At 68.1% G+C, this 17,927-nt stretch carries 11 protein-coding genes; 5 read left to right on the top strand and 6 right to left on the bottom strand.

What is annotated here, in order from left to right; genetic code table 11:
* The first annotated feature begins 75 nt into the window (after positions 1 to 75).
* Both IC535_RS01565 and ligD read left to right on the top strand, forming a co-directional pair.
* Positions 76 to 993 carry a Ku protein gene (locus tag IC535_RS01565; protein WP_228884806.1) on the top strand — a complete coding sequence of 306 codons (918 nt, stop codon included), beginning with the start codon at positions 76 to 78 and terminating at the stop codon, positions 991 to 993.
* A 6-nt stretch (positions 994 to 999) separates the two neighbouring features.
* On the top strand, positions 1,000 to 3,516 hold the full coding sequence (gene ligD / locus IC535_RS01560) for a DNA ligase D (protein ID WP_228884805.1): 2,517 nt from the start codon (positions 1,000 to 1,002) through the stop codon (positions 3,514 to 3,516).
* On the opposite strand, the gene IC535_RS01555 is transcribed toward ligD, so the two are convergent.
* The 4 genes from IC535_RS01555 to adh form a co-directional block, all read right to left on the bottom strand.
* Positions 3,517 to 3,903: a hypothetical protein gene (locus IC535_RS01555; protein ID WP_228884804.1), complete on the bottom strand. Its 387-nt coding sequence runs from the start codon at positions 3,901 to 3,903 to the stop codon at positions 3,517 to 3,519.
* Between the two features lie 48 nt (positions 3,904 to 3,951).
* On the bottom strand, positions 3,952 to 4,329 hold the full coding sequence (locus tag IC535_RS01550; RefSeq protein ID WP_228884803.1) for a DUF779 domain-containing protein: 378 nt from the start codon (positions 4,327 to 4,329) through the stop codon (positions 3,952 to 3,954).
* A gap of 85 nt (positions 4,330 to 4,414) precedes the next feature.
* Positions 4,415 to 5,443 (bottom strand): alcohol dehydrogenase AdhP, encoded by a 1,029-nt coding sequence (gene adhP, locus IC535_RS01545; protein ID WP_228884802.1) that lies wholly within the window; start codon positions 5,441 to 5,443, stop codon positions 4,415 to 4,417.
* An 82-nt stretch (positions 5,444 to 5,525) separates the two neighbouring features.
* Positions 5,526 to 7,055, bottom strand: a complete 1,530-nt coding sequence (gene adh, locus IC535_RS01540) for an aldehyde dehydrogenase (protein ID WP_228884801.1) — start codon at positions 7,053 to 7,055, stop codon at positions 5,526 to 5,528.
* 234 nt (positions 7,056 to 7,289) lie between these two features.
* On the opposite strand from adh, the gene IC535_RS01535 reads away from it, so the two are divergent.
* The gene (locus IC535_RS01535; protein ID WP_228884800.1) at positions 7,290 to 9,164 is read left to right on the top strand and encodes a sigma-54-dependent Fis family transcriptional regulator; all 1,875 of its coding nucleotides are present in this window, start codon (positions 7,290 to 7,292) and stop codon (positions 9,162 to 9,164) included.
* A 19-nt stretch (positions 9,165 to 9,183) separates the two neighbouring features.
* Here IC535_RS01535 and eda read toward each other — a convergent pair whose 3' ends face one another.
* The gene (gene eda / locus IC535_RS01530) at positions 9,184 to 9,822 is read right to left on the bottom strand and encodes a bifunctional 4-hydroxy-2-oxoglutarate aldolase/2-dehydro-3-deoxy-phosphogluconate aldolase (RefSeq protein ID WP_228884799.1); all 639 of its coding nucleotides are present in this window, start codon (positions 9,820 to 9,822) and stop codon (positions 9,184 to 9,186) included.
* Positions 9,809 to 10,825, bottom strand: coding sequence for a sugar kinase (locus tag IC535_RS01525; protein WP_228884798.1), 1,017 nt, complete (start codon positions 10,823 to 10,825; stop codon positions 9,809 to 9,811). The genes eda and IC535_RS01525 overlap by 14 nt, the downstream gene beginning before the upstream one ends.
* A gap of 271 nt (positions 10,826 to 11,096) precedes the next feature.
* Here IC535_RS01525 and IC535_RS01520 point away from each other — a divergent pair, with 271 nt between their 5' ends.
* Positions 11,097 to 13,856 (top strand): TonB-dependent receptor, encoded by a 2,760-nt coding sequence (locus IC535_RS01520; RefSeq protein WP_228884797.1) that lies wholly within the window; start codon positions 11,097 to 11,099, stop codon positions 13,854 to 13,856.
* Between the two features lie 204 nt (positions 13,857 to 14,060).
* Entirely contained in the window at positions 14,061 to 17,873 is a 3,813-nt protein-coding gene (locus tag IC535_RS01515; RefSeq protein ID WP_228884796.1) for a LamG domain-containing protein, read from the top strand.
* Positions 17,874 to 17,927 lie beyond the last annotated feature (54 nt).

Genomic DNA, 17,927 nt, shown 5'->3' with positions numbered 1-17,927 from the left:
GCACAGGCTGGACACGGCTGTTTCACGTACTCCGCGGTACAGCTGCCCTCCCTTCTGCGTTGGAGTGGCCCGACCATGGCCCGACCGATCTGGACCGGTACCCTGTCATTCGGACTGCTCAATGTCCCGGTCTCGCTGATGTCCGGCGAACGCAAGGTGGACCTGCAGTTCCGCATGCTCGATTCGCGCGACCGCAAGCCGATCCGCTTCGAACGGGTCAACGCCGATACCGGCGAGGAAGTGCCCTGGAAGGAGATCGTCAAGGCCTACGAGTACGACAAGGGCAGCTATGTCGTGCTGGAAGAAGACGACATCCGCTCGGCCGCGCCGGAAAGCCATGAAGCGGTCGAGGTGGAGACCTTCGTCGATGCGGCCAGCATCGATCCGCGCTACTACGAAAAACCCTATCTGCTGGTACCGGCCAAGAAGGCCGAGAAGGGCTACGTCCTGCTGCGCGAGACGTTGCGCAAGACCGGCAAGGTCGGCATCGCGCGGGTGGTGGTGCGCACGCGCGAATACCTGTGCGCGGTGATGCCCCACGGCGATGCCCTGGTGCTGATGATCCTGCGCTACCCGCAGGAACTGGTGGACCCGGAAGACTACAAGCTGCCCACCGGCACGCTGGCGCAGTACCGCATCAGCAGCAAGGAAACGGCGATGGCCGAACAGCTGATCGACTCGATGTCCGGCACGTGGACGCCGGAGGATTATCACGACGAGTTCCGCGAACGCCTGCAGGCCCTGCTGAAGAAGCGGATCAAGGCCAAGGGCGGCACCACCAAGGTGGACGAGGAACCTGCGCCACGCGAGAACGACGCCACCAACGTGGTCGATTTCATGTCCCTGCTGCAGAAGAGCCTGGATGCCAAGAAGCGTACGCCGGCCGGGAAAAACGCCGACCGCAAGGCCAGGCCGGCTGCGGCAAAGAAGGCCGGCAAGAAGGCGGCCAAGAAGACCACCAAGCGTGCCGCCGCCACGCGCAAGGCGGGGTAGGCGCCGATGTCGCTGCAGGAATACCGCCGCAAACGCCGTTTCGACGGCACCCCCGAACCCGACGCCGAGCGTGCTGGCGCACCGGCGCGCCGCCCGATCTTCGTGGTGCAGCTGCACCATGCCAGTTCGCGCCATTACGATTTCCGCCTGGAAGCCGATGGCGTGCTCAAGAGCTGGGCCGTGCCGAAGGGGCCGTCGCTGCGCGTCGGCGAGAAACGCCTGGCGGTGGAGGTGGAAGACCATCCGCTGTCCTATGCGACCTTCGCCGGCGACATTCCCGAGGGGCACTACGGCGCCGGCCACGTCGATGTCTACGACCACGGCACCTGGGCCTGCGACGGCGATCCGCTGGAAGCGATCGCTGCCGGCAAGCTCGACCTGGTCCTGCACGGCGAACGGCTCAAGGGAGGCTGGAAGCTGGTGCGCACCGCGATGAAGGGCAAACAGCGCCAGTGGCTGCTGATCAAGCGCGATGACGAGGACGCGCGCGATGCCGAGGCCGACGACCTGCTCGATGCAGCGTCCACCAAGCCCAAGGCAGGCAAGCGTGGCACTACCGCGGCCGTCCGTACCGGCACCGGCAAGAAGGCGACGGCCCCCAAGGCGGCGGCCGCGCGCAAGGCCGACGCGCGCTGGCGCAAACGCGCGCTGGCACTGCAGGATGCACGGGACCGGCCCTACCCCCCGGCCTTCAAGCCGCAACTGACCGACCACCGGGCCACCGCGCCCGACGGCGACCGATGGCTGCACGAGATCAAATGGGACGGCTACCGCCTGCTGGCCGACGTCACCGATGGCCAGGTTGGGCTGCGCTCGCGCGGTGGCTTGAACTGGACGGCGGACTTTCCCGAAGTTGTCCAGGCCATCCAGCGGCTGCCGGTGCGCGACCTGCGCCTGGACGGCGAGCTGGTGGTGCTGGACGCGCAGGGCCACAGCGATTTCACCGCGTTGCAGAAGGTGATCGACGGCACCGCCAAACAACCGCTGCGCTATGTGGTATTCGACATGCCGGGCATCGCCGGGGTGGACATCAGCCGTGCCCCGCTGCTGGAACGCAAGGCATTGCTCAAGGAGTTGCTGGGCAGCACGGTGGGTACCCTGGCCTACAGCGACCACGTACGCGACCACGGCCCGGAGGTGTTCGCCGCCAGTGGTGGGGCGGGCTTTGAAGGCATCATCAGCAAACGCGTGGACGCCGCCTACGTCAATGCACGCTCCCGCGACTGGGTCAAGGTCAAGCACGAGAACACCGATGAGTTCCTGATCGTCGGCCATACCGATCCCAAGGGATCGCGCAGCGGCTTCGGCTCGCTGCTGATGGCCACGCCGGACAAGGGCGGGTTGCGCTATGTCGGCCGCGTCGGCACCGGATTCGATGACGCCGCGTTGGACGCGCTGAGCAGGCAGCTCGCCCCGTTGATGGTGAAGGATGCCGTCGTTGCGCTGCCGTCGCACGTGCCGTTCAACGCGCGCAGCGTGCACTGGGTAAAGCCAGTGCTGGTGGCCGAGGTTGCCTTCCGCGGCTGGGCGAAAGAAGGCCTGCTACGCCAGGCCAGCTTCAAGCGCCTGCGCGTGGACAAGCAGCCGGGGGATCTGGGCGCGGCCGCCGTGGCCGCGCCGGCCAAGCCGGGCGGCCGGAACAAGGCGGCTGCTGCGCAGGAAGACAAGGCTGTGGCCATCAGCCATCCCGAGCGGGTGGTGTTCGCCAAGGCCAAGCTCACCAAGGGCGATGTGGCCGACTACTACCGGCAGATGGCGCGTTGGATCCTGCCCGAAGTGGCGCGCCGGCCGTTGTCGCTGCTGCGCTGCCCCGACGGCGTGGACAAGCCCTGCTTCTTCCAGAAGCACCACGGCAACGGTCTGGGCGATGCGGTGAAGGCGATACCGCTGGAGCAGAAGAGCGGGCGCGAGGACTACCTGTATATCGACGACGCCGAAGGCCTGCTACAGCTGGTGCAGATGAACGCCCTGGAGCTGCATCCGTGGGGCGCCACGGTAGCCGACCCCGAGCATCCGGACCGGCTGGTGTTCGATCTGGATCCTGGGCCGGGCGTCAGCTGGGCGCAGGTCAAGACGGCCGCGCGCGATGTGCGCGACCGGCTGCTGGAAACCGGATTGCGCAGCTTCGTGCGGCTGTCCGGCGGCAAGGGCATCCACGTGGTGGTGCCGTTGCAGCCCAAGGCCGACTGGGCGCAGGCCAAGGACTTCTGCGAAGCCTTCGCCCAGGCGATGGCCGAACAGGCGCCGCAGCGCTACGTGGCCACGATGAGCAAGGCCAAACGCAACGGGGTGATCTTCATCGACTGGCTGCGCAACGCGCGTGGCGCCACCAGCGTGTGCTCGTGGTCGCTGCGTGCGCGGCCCGGTGCCGGCGTGGCGGTACCGCTGCGCTGGGAAGAGCTGGCGCGGATCCGCGCCGCCGACGCATTCCCGCTGGCCAAGGCACTGCAGCGTGCGCAGCGGTTGAAGCAGGATCCATGGGAGGGCATCGACCAGGTGCGGCAGGTGCTGCCCGGCAGCTGATCAGCTTGGCCGGTACCGCGCTCCCAGCCAGATGCCCGCCGCTTGCAACGGCAGCGATACCAGCAGCACCACCACGAACCAGAACGGGAAGTCGCTGCCCAGGTCCCAGGCCGCGTAGACCGAGGCGGCCGCGATCACCGCCCACACCACGCCGCCGTGCAGGTACGGCCAGGCCGGCGCATAGCGGGCGGCAAAGGCGGTGGCGGCCACGCCGCCGGCGATGGTCCAGCCCAGGTCCCAGGCCAACCTTGCCTGGCCGTCGCCGCCCAGCCCGAGCCACGGCGCGATCCATCCGGCGGCGCCGCTGACCATGCCGAGCACGAACAACGCCACCACCACGCACAGCACGGACAACACGACGGTCTTGACAAGCGACAACGCGGACATGGCGATCCTGGGCAACGGGACGGTGCCATTATGGACGCTTGCGGCGGTTCAGACCTTGCCGGCATCCTTGAGCTGGGCGAACTCGGCCTCGCTGAACAGCCGCGAGCGCACCAGGAAGCGCACGCCCTCGCCGTTCTCCAGCGAGAACATGCCGCCGCGCCCGGGCACCAGGTCGATGATCAGCTGGGTGTGCTTCCAGTACTGGAACTGCGAAGGACTGATGTAGAACGGCGCGCCGCCGATCTCGCCCAGCCGCACGTCGCGGTCGCCAATGATGAAGTCGCCCTGCGCGAAACACATTGGCGAGGAACCGTCGCAGCAGCCGCCGGACTGGTGGAACAGCAGGTCGCCATGGCGGGCCTGCAGCTTCTCGATCAGCTGCAGCGCCGGCAGGGTGGCCATTACCTGGAGCGGGATGTCGGTCATGCCGGGGATCTCCGGGGAGCCGGCCAGCGGCCGACACTACCGTGAAACAGGCGCTGCCGATGCACATCGGCAGCGCGCCGTCTGTTTACGCGCTCATATCCAGCACCACCCGGCCTTCGATCTTGCCGGCCTGCATGCGCGCGAAGATCTCGTTGATGTTCTCCAGCGAATCGCGGGTGACCGTGGCGGCCACCTTGCCCTGTTCGGCGAACTCCAGCGATTCCTGCAGGTCCAGCCGGGTGCCGACGATCGAACCGCGCACGGTGATGCCGTTGAGCACCATGCCGAAGATGTCCAGCGGGAAGTTGCCCGGCGGCAGGCCGTTGAGCGAGACCGTACCGCCGCGGCGGACCATGCCCAGCGCCTGTTCGAAGGCCTTCGGCGAGACCGCAGTGACCAACGCGCCATGCGCACCGCCGATCTCCTTCTTCAGGAACGCGGCCGGATCGGTGTTGCGCGCGTTGACGGTGATCGTCGCGCCGAGCCGTTCGGCCAGGGCGAGCTTGCCATCGTCGATATCCACCGCCGCCACGTTCAACCCCATCGCCTTGGCGTACTGCACCGCCATGTGGCCCAGCCCACCGATGCCGGAAATCACCACCCATTGGCCGGGCTTGGTATCGGTGACCTTCAGGCCTTTGTAGACGGTGACGCCGGCGCACAGGATCGGCGCGATTTCGATGAACCCCACGCCCTTGGGCAGCAGGCCCACATAGTCGGCATTGGCCAGCGCGTACTCGGCAAAGCCGCCGTTCACCGAGTAACCGGTGTTCTGCTGGGTTTCGCACAGCGTTTCCCAGCCGCCCAGGCAGTGTTCGCAGTGGCCGCACGCCGAATACAGCCACGGAATGCCGACGCGGTCGCCTTCGCGGATATGGCTGACGCCCGCGCCCACCGCCACCACGTGGCCGACGCCTTCGTGGCCGGGGATGAACGGCGGATTCGGCTTGACCGGCCAGTCACCGTCCACCGCATGCAGGTCGGTGTGGCAGACGCCACAGGCTTCGATCTTCACCAGGATGTCGCCCGGCCCGGGGCGCGGCACCGCCACCTCCTCGATGCGCAACGGCTTGCCGAACTCGCGGACGACCGCGGCCTTCATGGTCTTGTTCATGCGTGTATCTCCGTGGAATACCAATGACGACACAGTGGCGCCAGCCCCATGACGGCGCCATGATCGGGATCAAACCCGGCGTTCAGAAAAAGCCCAGCTTCTTCGGCGAGTAGCTGACCAGCAGGTTCTTGGTCTGCTGGTAGTGGTCGAGCATCATCTTGTGGTTCTCGCGGCCGATGCCCGACTGCTTGTAGCCCCCGAAGGCGGCATGCGCCGGATAGGCGTGGTAGCAGTTGGTCCACACCCGCCCGGCCTGGATGCCGCGGCCCATGCGGTACAGGCGCGAAGCGTCGCGGCTCCACACGCCGGCACCCAGGCCGTACAGCGTGTCGTTGGCGAGCTCCAGTGCTTCTTCCTCGGTCTTGAACGTGGTCACCGAGACCACCGGCCCGAAGATTTCCTCCTGGAACACGCGCATCCTGTTGTGGCCCTTGAACACGGTGGGCTTGACGTAGAAGCCGCCGGCCAGGTCGCCCTCCAGCGTGGCCTGTTCGCCGCCGATCAGCACCTGCGCGCCTTCCTGCCTGCCGATGTCGAAGTAGGACAGGATCTTCTCCAGCTGCTCGGAAGAGGCCTGCGCGCCGATCATGGTGTCCGGATCCAGCGGGTTGCCCTGCTTGATCGCGGCCACGCGCTTGAGCGCGCGCGCCATGAATTCTTCGTAGATCGATTCCTGGATCAGCGCGCGCGACGGGCAGGTGCACACCTCGCCCTGGTTGAAGGCGAACAGCACGAAGCCCTCCACCGCCTTGTCGAGGAAGTCGTCGTCCTCGGCCATCACGTCGGCGAAGAAGATGTTGGGCGACTTGCCGCCCAGTTCCAGCGTCACCGGGATCAGGTTCTGGCTGGCGTACTGCATGATCAGCCGGCCGGTGGTGGTCTCGCCGGTGAAGGCGATCTTGGCGATGCGCGGGTTGGATGCCAGCGGCTTGCCGGCCTCCACGCCGAAGCCGTTGACCACGTTGAGTACGCCCTTGGGCAGCAGGTCGCCGATGACTTCCATCAGCACCAGGATCGAGGCCGGGGTCTGTTCGGCCGGCTTGAGCACCACGCAGTTGCCGGCGGCCAGCGCCGGGGCCAGCTTCCAGGCCGCCATCAGCATCGGGAAGTTCCACGGGATGATCTGCCCGACCACGCCGAGCGGTTCATGGAAGTGGTAGGCGATGGTGTCCTTGTCGATCTCCGACAGGCTGCCCTCCTGCGCGCGCACCGCGCCGGCGAAATAGCGGAAGTGGTCGGCCATCAGCGGCACGTCGGCGTTGAGCGTTTCGCGGATCGGTTTGCCGTTGTCCCAGGTCTCGGCATGGGCGAGCAGTTCCAGATTCTTTTCGATGCGGTCGGCGATCCGGTTGAGGATGTTGGCGCGCTCGGTGGTGGAGGTCTGGCCCCAGGCGGCCCGGGCGGCGTGCGCGGCGTCGAGGGCGGCCTCGATGTCCTCGGCATTGGAGCGGGCCACCTCGGTGAATACCCTGCCGGTCACCGGTGTGGTGTTCTCGAAGTACTGCCCGCTGCGCGGAGCCACCCACTCCCCGCCGATGTAATTGCCGTAGCGCGGCTTGAAGATGGACCGAGGATCGGTGGCGTGCGGCTTGGCGGACGTGACGGCATTCATGTGTGCAGCTCCGGATGGCGGGACGAGCCCCTAAGGTCTGTTCCCTGCCGCAAGGACGATGCCAAGTTTGCCGTGGTGCAGTGCCGCATGGCCTTGCCCGGCGTGGGGATTGGGTGCGCTCGCGCAAACTGATGCGGCGCACAACGCCCGGTCGTTGCGTGGCGGTCCCGGGTGTGCTGTTTATCGGAACAGGCCCCGCTACAACTGTCGCAGATTGCGACACTGGAGAATCAGGTGTCCCAGCTTCCGCTCCAGCACCGTGTCGGCAACGCGCGCCGCTCGTTCTTCGAGCGTGGCGCCGCGCCGGTTGGCATTGTCCCCGACACCATCCTGCAGTCCTGGCAGCGCTGCCGGCGCGGCGGGTTGTCGGTGGACGCGCAACCGGAGGTCGAGCCGCTGCCGGATGCGCGCCTGCGCGAACTGCGCCAGCGCCAGGAAACGCTGTGGCGGCTGGCGCGGCCGGAGCTGGACGGCCTGGCGGCCGACATCGCCGCCACCGGCAGCATCGTCCTGCTCACCGACGAAGCCGGCTGGATCCTCGATGCTGAAGGCAACCCGGGCTTCCTCGACAAGGCCGGGCGCGTGGCGCTCATGCCGGGCGTGCGCTGGGATGAAACCACCGTGGGCACCAATGCGATCGGCACCGCGATCGTCGAAGGCCGCTCGGTGGAGGTGCGCGGCGGCGAACACTACTTCGCCCCGCACGGAATCCTGACCTGCTCGGCAACACCGATCTTCGATCCATACGGCCAGCGTGTCGGCGTGCTCGACATCTCCGGCGACGCGCGCCAGCAGCACCTGCACGCGCGCGTGCTGGCCAGGCAGGCGGTGGCGCATATCGAACACCGCTACTTCGAGGCCGGGCTGGGCGATTGCGAGGTGGTCCGCCTGCACCATGACGCCGGCCTGCTCGGTACCGCGCGCGAGGGCGTGCTGGGCTTCCGCAATGGCCGCCTGGTCGCGGCCAACCGGGCCGGGCTGGCGTTGTTCGGGCTGGACCATGGCGACCTCGGCCGGGCGGCCTACGAGGCGCTGTTCGATGGCCCGCTGTCGCGGCTGCACGACGATGGCGCACTGATCGACCGCCAGGGGCGCGCGCTATACGGGCAGCTGGGGGCGGCCGGTGGTGGCGCGGTACGCTCCGCGGTGCGGCCCCCGGCAGTGGCACCGGCGCGCGGCCCGACCCTCGTGCGGGCCGATGCCACGCCGCTGTTCGACGCGGCGCAGCAGCAGGTGCTCGAGCGTGCCTGCCGCGTGCTGGACGCGCAGTTGCCGGTGTTGCTGCAGGGCGAGACGGGCACCGGCAAGGAGGTCTTCGCACGCGAGCTGCATCGGCGCAGCGCCCGTGGCGACAAGCCCTTCGTCGCGGTCAACTGCGCCGCCCTGCCCGAAGGCCTGATCGAAGCGGAGTTGTTCGGCTACGAAGAAGGCGCCTTCACCGGTGCGCGCAAGAGCGGCAACACCGGCCTGTTGCGGCAGGCCCAGGGCGGGGTGCTGTTCCTGGATGAGATCGGCGACATGCCGTTGGCGCTGCAGCCGCGGCTGCTGCGCGTGCTGCAGGAGCGCACCCTGTCACCGTTGGGCGGCGGCAGGCCGGTACAGCTGGATTTCGCCCTGATCTGCGCTACCCACCGCGATCTCGACCAGGCCATGGCCGCCGGCGAATTCCGCAGCGACCTTTACTACCGCATCGCCGATCACGGCGTGCGCCTGCCGGCGTTGCGCGAGCATGCCGACCGTGCGGCGCTGGTGCGGGGCCTGTGGGACCGGCTCGGCCAGGGCCGACAACTCGATGCCGCTGCGTTGGCGGCATTGGCCGGGTACGGGTGGCCGGGCAATGTGCGCCAGCTGTGTTCGTGCCTGCGCACGCTGGTGGCGCTCAGTGAGCCTGGCGAGGTGATCCGGCCCGGCATGCTGCCGGCCTATCTGCAGGCCCCGCCCGCCGCGGCCATGCCGTCCACCGCAGCAGGCCTGGAGGCGATGGAGGAAGCGGCGATGCGCTCGGCGCTGCGCGCCAGCAATGGCAATGTCGCCCAGGCCGCGCGCGCGCTGGGTATCAGCCGTAGCACGCTGTATCGCCGCGTCGGCGCCACGGCCCGCCGCCACTGAGGCGGCAGGCCGCGCCGGCTCAGCCGACCAGAGCCGCCGAAGCGCGCGCCAGCTGCTCGATGCCGGCCCAGTCGCGGGCCTGCAGCAGCGCGCGCGTGGTCAGCCACGAGCCGCCCACGCACAGCACGTTGGGCAGGTGCAGGAAATCGCGCGCGGTCTGCGCGCTGATGCCGCCGGTCGGGCAGAACCGCACATCGCCGAACGGGCCGTTCCACGCCGACAGCATCGCCGTGCCGCCGGCCTGTACCGCCGGGAAGAACTTGAAGGTGTCCAGGCCGTGCTCCAGGCCGGCCATCAGCTCGGAGGAGGTCGCCACGCCGGGCAGGAACGGCAGGTCGGTATCGCGCGCGGCGGCATACAGCCGCGCGGTGACCCCGGGCGACACCGCAAAACGCCCGCCGGCCTGCTTGACCTGTTCCATCTGCGCGGCGGTCAGCACGGTGCCGGCACCGACCACGGCATCGGGCACCGCCTCGACCATGGCGGCGATGGCGTCCATCGCCACCGGCGTGCGCAGGGTGACTTCGATCACCGGCAGGCCGCCGTTGAACAGCGCGCGCGCCACCTGCACCGCGTCTTCCACGCTCTCCGGGGTGAACACCGGAATCACCGGGGCCAGTTTCAGGACTGCGCGTACACGCGGATCAGCGCCGGACATCGAATCGCTCCTCGCCCGTCAGGGCCATCACGTCGGCTTCGCCGACAGGGTTGAAGTCGCCCGGAATCGAATGCTTGAGACAGGCGGCGGCCAGGCCAAAGCGCACGATCGCCTCCGGTGCGAAGCCGCGCATCATGCCATGCAGGATGCCGGCGGCGAAGGCATCGCCGCCGCCGATGCGGTCGACGATGCCGACCATCTCGCGGGTGGGGGCCAGCGCGCGGGTGCCGTCGCGGCCCAGCAGCATCGCGCCCAGCGCATGGTTGTCCACGCTGTGCGGGGTGCGTTGGGTGCAGGCCATCCACTGCAGGCGCGGGAACGCGGCGAAGGCCTGTGCCGCGGCCGCATCGACGCGTTCGTGCAAGGAGGCCTGCTCGAAGCTGCCGCCCAGCACCACGCCGATATCGCGGTAGTCCGCGAACAGCACCTGCGCGCAGTCGAACAATTCGCGCAGGATGCGTGCGGCATCGCCCTGCCAGCGCGCCCACAGCGAGGGACGGAAGTTGCCATCGAAGGACACCTTCACTCCGCGCGCGCAGGCCGCGCGCGCCGCCACCAGGGTGGCCTCGGCCATCGCCGGGTTGAGCGCCGGGCTGACCCCGGACAGGTGCAGCCACTGCGCACCATCCAGCAGCGCGTCCCAGTCGTAGTCGGCCGCGCTGCCGCTGGCGAAGGCCGAATCGGCGCGGTCGTAGACCACTTCACTGGCGCGCTGCACCGCCCCGGTGGTGAGGAAGTACAGGCCCATCCGGCCCGGACGCACCTGCACGTGGGTGGTGTCCACGCCGTGCTGGCGCAGCTGACCGCCGACGAACCGGCCCAGCGGGTTGTCCGGCAGCGTGCTGACCATCGCCACCGCGTGCCCGAGATGGGCCAGCGAGACCCCGACATTGGCTTCCGCGCCACCGGCATGCACCGCCAGCTGAGGGGTCTGCAGCAGCAGCTCGCGGCCCGGCGCGCTCATGCGCAGCAACAATTCTCCGAAACAGACGACACGACTCATGGTGGTGGATCCTTGTGGAGGCCGTGTCCCGGGTGGTCACGGCCGAATCTATTGACCAGCGGTGTCATTCTAGCCCCGCAGGGCCTCCCATGTACCCGCCCCGATTGTCGAAGCCATTGTCCTGCAAGCGTCTGCGGGACATTGAAAATCTGCTGCGGTGCAAGATGCTCCGTTTCCAAGGGGCTGTTAACGTCCGCCCTGACCAGCGGTGTCATTGCACTGACATGTCGCCGGATAGCTGTTTCATGTAGCACCTTGGGAGAGGGAAAACATGCAATCTCGAAACATGCGGAAAAAGACACCGGTTACCTTGCTCGCCCTGTCGATCGGCCTGGCGCTGAGCGGTACCGCGCTGGCCCAGGACGCCCCGGCCACTGCCGCCACCGATCTGGATACGGTCACCGTCACCGGCTACCGCGCCAGCGTGGAGAAGGCACTGGACATCAAGCGCGGCGAAGCCGGCGTGGTCGATGCCATTGTCGCCGAGGATATCGGCAAATTCCCCGACCTGAACCTGGCCGAGTCGCTGCAGCGCATCCCCGGCGTGGTGATCACCCGTGAAGCCGGCGAAGGCCGCAACATCTCGGTGCGCGGCCTGGGCCCGGATTTCACCCGGGTGCGCATCAATGGCATGGAGGCGCTGACCACCGTGGGCGCCGGCGACCAGAGCGGCGGCACCAACCGCGGCCGTGGCTTCGACTTCAACGTGTTCGCCTCGGACCTGTTCTCGCAGCTGCTGGTGCGCAAGACCGCCTCGGCCGATGTCGAGGAAGGCTCGCTGGGCGCCACCGTGGACCTGCGCACCGGGCGCCCGTTCGACTACGACGGCTTCACCTTCGCCGCCAGCGGCCAGGCCAGCTACAACGCCATGGCCGAGAAGGCCGACCCGCGCGTGGCCGCGCTGATCTCCAACACCTTCGCCGACGGCACCTTCGGTGCGTTGTTGTCGGTGGCCTACTCCGAGCGCCAGGCGCTGGAAGAAGGCTCCAACACCGGGCGCTGGGCCAACGGTACGAGCAACAACAACTTCAGCGCCACCTCGCCGTTCGCCGCCGCGCGCGGCGCCAACGTCTACCACCCGCGCTTCCCGCGCTATGTGCAGATGGAACACGAGCAGAAGCGCCTGGGCGTGACCGGCACCCTGCAGTGGAAGCCCACCGACGCCACCGAGATCTCGCTGGACGCGCTGTATTCCAAGATCGACGCCGAGCGCGACGAGCACTACATCGAGGCGATCTCCTTCAGCCGCGGCACCAGCACCACTCCGCGCCTGGTCGGCAAGCCGGCGATGGTCGTCAGGAACGGCGTCATCGAAGACAACGCGCTGGTCTACGGCGAGTTCGACAACGTCGACATCCGCACCGAAAACCGCCATGACGAGTGGAGCACCGAGTTCAAGCAGATCGCGCTGAACGGCCAGCACCGCTTCGGCGATGCGTTCACCCTGTCCGGCAAGGTCGGCATCTCGCGCTCCAAGCACGAGAACCCGGTGCAGACCACCATCATCATGGACAAGTACGACGTCGACGGGTACAGCTACGACTACCGCGGCAACAGCCGTGCGCCGACGCTGAACTACGGCATCGATCCGACCAACCCGGCGGGCTGGGAGCTGGCCGAAATCCGCCTGCGCCCGCAGTACGTGGACAACGACTTCGACACCGGCCAGATCGACTTCAACTGGAACATCAGCCCCGGCTTCCGCCTGAAGGGTGGCGTGCTGGCCAAGGACTACACGTTCAAGACCGTCGAGCTGCGCCGCGCCAGCGAACTGGCCGTGCCCAACTTCCCCAACGGCAGCAAGATCGTGCCGGGGAACATGACCCAGCAGGAAGGCCTGAAGGGCATCACCGGCAGCCCCAACAACTGGGTGGTGCCGAACCTGGACGCCATCGCCGACCAGTTCGACATCTACAGCAACACCGGCACCTTCGCCGTCGCCCCGCGCGCCAACAACGTGCGCAGCGTGGAAGAAGAGGACCGCGGCGGCTATTTGATGGGTGAGTTCTCCACCGAGCTGGGCAGCATCCCGCTCTCGGGCAACTTCGGCGTGCGCTATGTGCGCACCAAGCAGACCGCCACCGGCCTGTCCACGCTGACCACCACCACGGTGTCCACCACCGCCAGCCGCACCTACGACGACACCCTGCCCTCGTTCAACCTGGTGGCCGAAATCACCCCGGACTTCCTGATCCGCCTGGGCGCGGCCAAGGTGATGAGCCGTCCGGGCCTGGGCAACCTGACCCCGGGCTCCACCGTGGCCGTGGCCGGCGCGGCGCGCACCATCGCCACCGGCAACCCGGACCTCGACCCGATCCGCGCCACCAACGTCGACCTCGGCTTCGAATGGTATTTCGCCGAAGGCGCCATGGCCGGTGTCGGGCTGTTCTACAAGGACATCGACACCTTCATCCAGACCACGCGCGAGACCCATCCGTACAGCTTCAGCGGCCTGCCCGATGCGTTGCTGATCGGTACCGGCGCCAGCCCGGACAGCGACTTCACCTATACCAAGCCGGTGAACACCCCGGGTGGCAAGCTCAAGGGCGTGGAGGTCAACTACACCCAGCCGTTCACCTTCCTGCCCGGCAACTGGTCCAACCTGGGCGTGCAGCTGAACTACACCTGGGTCGACTCGCAGATCCAGTACATCAACTCCAGCGGCCAGCCGGTGCTGAAGGCCGACCTCACCGGCCTGTCGCGCAATTCCTGGAACGCGACGCTGTTCTATGAAGGCAAGGTGTTCTCCGGGCGCGTGTCGGCCACCAACCGCGACGATTACCTGACCCAGGTAACCGGTACCGAAGCCGGCTTCAACCTGGACGGCTATCACGGCATGACCGGCACCACCTTCATCGATGCCTCGATCCGCTACGCGATCAACGACAAGCTGGAGCTGAGCCTGGAAGGCATGAACCTGACCAACGAAGCCAGCGACGAGTGGGTGTACTCGCCGGCTACCGGTCGGCTGCCGCTGCAGTACACCGAAACCGGCCGGCAGTTCATGCTCGGCGCGCGCTACAAGTTCTGACCTGCCACCCGCATGCGGCGGCGCGGGCAACCGTGCCGCCGCTGTTGCGTCGCAAGATGTTGGGGAGCGGCGGCTTTGCTAGCGTGCGTTGCGTGCCTGGCACGTGGCGGGGAGGCTGCGTGCCTGCACCCAGCGCACCGGCACCGCATTCGCTCCGGCTCCCCGCGCCACCGTTGCACCGCTGAGCCGTTGAAGGAACCTGCCATGCCGCTGCACGTTGTCCGTTCGCCCCGTCGCACCCGCCTTTCGGCCAGCCTGCTGTTGCTGCTGGGAGGCAGCGCCGGCGCCTGGGCAGCGGACACGCCGCAGCTGCTGTTCCACGTATCCGCCGACGCCGGCTTCAACGCCGAGACCGCGCAGGGCGATGCGGTCCCCAACTTCCTCGACAAGGTCAAACGCGTGCCCGATGGCGCGCGTGGGGCGGCGATCCAGTGGGAAGACGATGGCGTGCTCGCCTGGAACGCACCGGGCAACATCCAGGCCCAGCGCGGCACCCTGGGCTTCTTCTGGCGCCCGCGCTACGCGGTGGGTGAAGCGCCGTTCGTGATCTTCCGCGTGGGCTATGCCGACCACAGCAGCTGGGACATGGCCTGGCTGCGCATCGACTGGAACGGCCACGGCTTCGACGCCTTCGTCACCGACGCCAACCTGGCGCGCACGCGGGTGTCGTTCGCGCTGGACCGCAATCCCGCGCCGCAGCACTGGCAGCACATCGCCTTCGGCTGGGATGAAGACCATGGCGTGCGCCTGTACGTGGACGGCAAGGAGGTGGCACGCCAGGACACCACGGCCGACTATGACGCCGCGCTGGACCAGCTCGGCCTGGCCGGCCGGGTAATGGCGCCCTACCAGGTGCAGAGCCGCTACAACTTCCTGCGTGGCAGCGACCTGGACGAAATCCGCGTCTACGACCGCCTGCTCGATCCGGCCGGCATGGCCGCGCTGGCGCGCAATGCAACGCCCACCAGCGCCGTGGCTGCCGCAGACCCGTTGCGGGCGTGGCGGCATCGCTTCGGCTGGGACAGCGCCGCACCGCCGGTACTGGCCACGCCCACCACCAGCATCGGCAAGGTCGAGTTCGCCGATACCCGCGACCACAAGCAGTGGATGTGGAAGGCCACCGATGGCATCGCCGAGACCACCTGGCCCGGCGTCTACAACCGCTCGCGCCTGCCCGGCCGCAACGATTACTTCCAACTGCCGGACTGGAACACCTATGTGGAGGGCGGGCAGCAGCTGGACCTGACCGTGCCCGATGGCCAGATGGTCAACCGTATCGAAATACGCGGCGCCGCGTTCGGCCAGCTCAGCGCCAGCGGCGACGGCCAGCCGGCGGTGCCCCTGCTGCAGCGCGCGCAGGGCGTGGTGCGCAGCGTCGACGATATTCCGGCCCAGCGCGGTGGCGTGCTGCACTTTCGCAATACCGAACAGGAAACGCCGATCCAGGAAATCTGGGCCTACCAGGTCAGCGATGCCCCCGAACCCGCCGGCACGGTCAAGCAGCGCTACCTGATCGACAGCCAGGCCCTGCCCGACTACGTCAACATCGCCACGCTGCGCGACTACATCGACGGCCGCTACCCGGCGGCCGAGCGCAGCACGGTGATGGCGCTGCCGAAGGGCGCCGGTTCGCGAAGGCGCGGCACCGACACCTTGCCCGCCCATCCGCTGCCGATCGTGCACGTGCTGATTCCCTCCGGCGTGGGCGACGCCCCGGCCGCCCAGCCGCTGATCCGCAGCTGGGCCTACAGCTGGGAGAACATGCATGACGGGCTGGATGGCGTGGCCATCGACCTGCCCGCGCTGGACCTGCCGGCCACGCATGACGGCGTGATCCCGCTCAATATCCGCATCAAGGACCCGATCTGGCCGGCGCGCGACATGATCGACGTGTCGGTGTCGGTGAGGCCTGGCGAGAAGCGCACCCTGTGGCTGGACCTGCGCGACCGCATCCTCACCGCCGACAGCCTGTGGCTGTCCATCGCCTCGGCCGCGCCCGGCTTCAATGCCGCCTCGCTGGATGGCGCCGAGCTGCGCATGGTCTACAAGGACCGCGAACAGGCAAAGCAGGAACACTTGGCCGACCGCTTCAACCAGGCCCGCGACAACTGGGGCTTCCTGGTCGAAGAACACACCACCTCCAAGCGCCAGCGCCTGTATGCGCGCGTACATGCCGACCTCACCGACCTGCTGCGGGTCGACCCGGACCACGAACTGGGCCGGCTGTACTGGAACTACATCAGCTACAACAGCCAGGGCAAACCGCCGTTCACCCGGCCGGTCGCGCCCAAGGGCGTGCCGCAGTGGGCGTTCGCCCAGACCGAAGACCTCAAGTACGTGCGCCGCTTCGTGGACTGGTGGATCGACCACCGGCAGATCGCCTATGGCGACTTCGGCGGCGGCATCTCCGACGATTCGGACCTGACCCAGCAGTGGCCGGGGCTGGCGCTGATGGGCGTGCAGCCGGACCGGCTCAATGCCTCGCTCACCGCGCTGTCCGATGCGGTCTACCGCAATGGCATGTTCAGCAATGGCCTGAGCACCATCGAGACCGATGAGCTGCATGCCTACGAAGAGGGCATCAACACCAACAGCGCCATGCTCTACCTCAACTGGGGCGACCCGCTCACCCTGGAGCGGCTGATGGAAACGGTGAAGGCCTTCGATGAGCGCATCATCCTGCCCAACCCGCAGGGCCGGCTGCTGTTCTCCAGCAACTGGTACGGCGGCAACAAGGTCTACCGCGAACCCAACTGGCAGTGGCAGAAGCCGTACTCGTTCCCGGCGCTGCACCCGGCCTTCCTGATTGGCCAGTACAACGCCGATGCCACCAGCCGCAAGCTGGTCACCGGCCTGGCCGACAGCTACCTGGCCCACGCCTACAACGACGACAAGGGCCGCTGGACCCTGCCCAACGAGATCCACTGGGCCACCGGCAAGACCCGCGGTGGCGAGCTCAACACGGGCTCCGGCGCTGGCGATGTCATGCACACCTTCTGGGCCGCATGGCGCTGGAGCGGCGATGCCAGGTACCTCAAGGCGCTGGATTACCGCGTTGAACGTGGCGGCCCGGGCGCGCTGGCCAACCTGGGCGAAAACTTCGTGGAGGTGCTGGGTCGTGGCGCGCAGTGGAACCCACGCCTGATTGCCGACGCCGATGCCGGCAACACGGGTTTTGCCAGCCTGATGGCCTGGCAGGCCACCGGCGACAAGACCTACCTTGAGGCCCTGCATGCCGACGGCATCCAGGCCAAGGCGCAGCGCGAGTACATGAACACCGAGGGCCACTGGTGGTCCGACCGGGTCGAAGCGCCCAGCGAATTCCTGCAGCGCGCGCGCCTGGGCGGCATTGCGCTCAAGCGCAACCAGAGCTGGCCCGGGCATACCGTCAGTTGGCGCTTCGACCGGCCCGAGGCGGCCGAACAGGTGGCGCTGCTGGTGCATGCGCCGTCGCCGGAACGTTTCAAGGTGATCGGCTGGAACCTGGGCAAGCGGGCGGTCGATGCGCAGATGAGTACGTGGAACGTCACCGCCGGGCAATGGCGGATGACCAGCGGCATCGATCGCGATGGCGATGACCGCATCGACGGCAAGCCCAGCGTGCGTGAGCTGGCCCTGGAGCGCAGTGCAGCCACCACGCTGCGCTTCGCCCCGGCGCGGCGCCAGGTGTACGAGTTCGAACTGGTGCGGGCCGGGCCGCCGGTGGAACAGCGCCCGGACCTGGGCATCGGCCGCGGCGACGTGCGCGTGGACGGGCGGCAGCTGCAGGTCACCGTGCACAGCCTGGGCCATGTCGGCACCGGGCCGGGGACGGCGGTGCTGGAAGATGCCACCGGGCGCGAGCTGGCGCGCATCGAGGTATCCGCACTGGCCGCGCCGCGCGACCTGCTGCCCAAGACCGCCACCGTGGCCCTGCCGTTGCCGGCCGGCAACCATCGCGGCCTGCGGGTGCGGGTGATGCTGGCCGATGGCGGCAGCGAGGTGACCCAACGCAACAACACGGTGGCGCTGGACTGAGCCGAGGTCGCGGCGAAGGGGCCGCAACTCGCGGCACGGGTCATGCCTCCTCGT

The sequence above is a fragment of the Stenotrophomonas rhizophila genome (assembly GCF_020857975.1).
In the GTDB taxonomy this organism is placed as follows: Bacteria; Pseudomonadota; Gammaproteobacteria; order Xanthomonadales; family Xanthomonadaceae; genus Stenotrophomonas; species Stenotrophomonas rhizophila_C.
Note: the sequence above shows the minus strand (reverse complement) of the source record. Positions and strands in the feature narration are given on the sequence as shown.

Bases quoted from the DNA above. Each gene is read 5' to 3' on its own strand.
- IC535_RS01565 (WP_228884806.1), top strand. From the start codon at position 76: ATGGCCCGACCGATCTGGACCGGTACCCTGTCATTCGGACTGCTCAAT.
- ligD (WP_228884805.1), top strand. From the start codon at position 1,000: ATGTCGCTGCAGGAATACCGCCGCAAACGCCGTTTCGACGGCACCCCC.
- IC535_RS01555 (WP_228884804.1), bottom strand. From the start codon at position 3,903: ATGTCCGCGTTGTCGCTTGTCAAGACCGTCGTGTTGTCCGTGCTGTGC.
- IC535_RS01550 (WP_228884803.1), bottom strand. From the start codon at position 4,329: ATGACCGACATCCCGCTCCAGGTAATGGCCACCCTGCCGGCGCTGCAG.
- adhP (WP_228884802.1), bottom strand. From the start codon at position 5,443: ATGAACAAGACCATGAAGGCCGCGGTCGTCCGCGAGTTCGGCAAGCCG.
- adh (WP_228884801.1), bottom strand. From the start codon at position 7,055: ATGAATGCCGTCACGTCCGCCAAGCCGCACGCCACCGATCCTCGGTCC.
- eda (WP_228884799.1), bottom strand. From the start codon at position 9,822: ATGTCCGGCGCTGATCCGCGTGTACGCGCAGTCCTGAAACTGGCCCCG.
- IC535_RS01525 (WP_228884798.1), bottom strand. From the start codon at position 10,825: ATGAGTCGTGTCGTCTGTTTCGGAGAATTGTTGCTGCGCATGAGCGCG.
- IC535_RS01520 (WP_228884797.1), top strand. From the start codon at position 11,097: ATGCAATCTCGAAACATGCGGAAAAAGACACCGGTTACCTTGCTCGCC.
- IC535_RS01515 (WP_228884796.1), top strand. From the start codon at position 14,061: ATGCCGCTGCACGTTGTCCGTTCGCCCCGTCGCACCCGCCTTTCGGCC.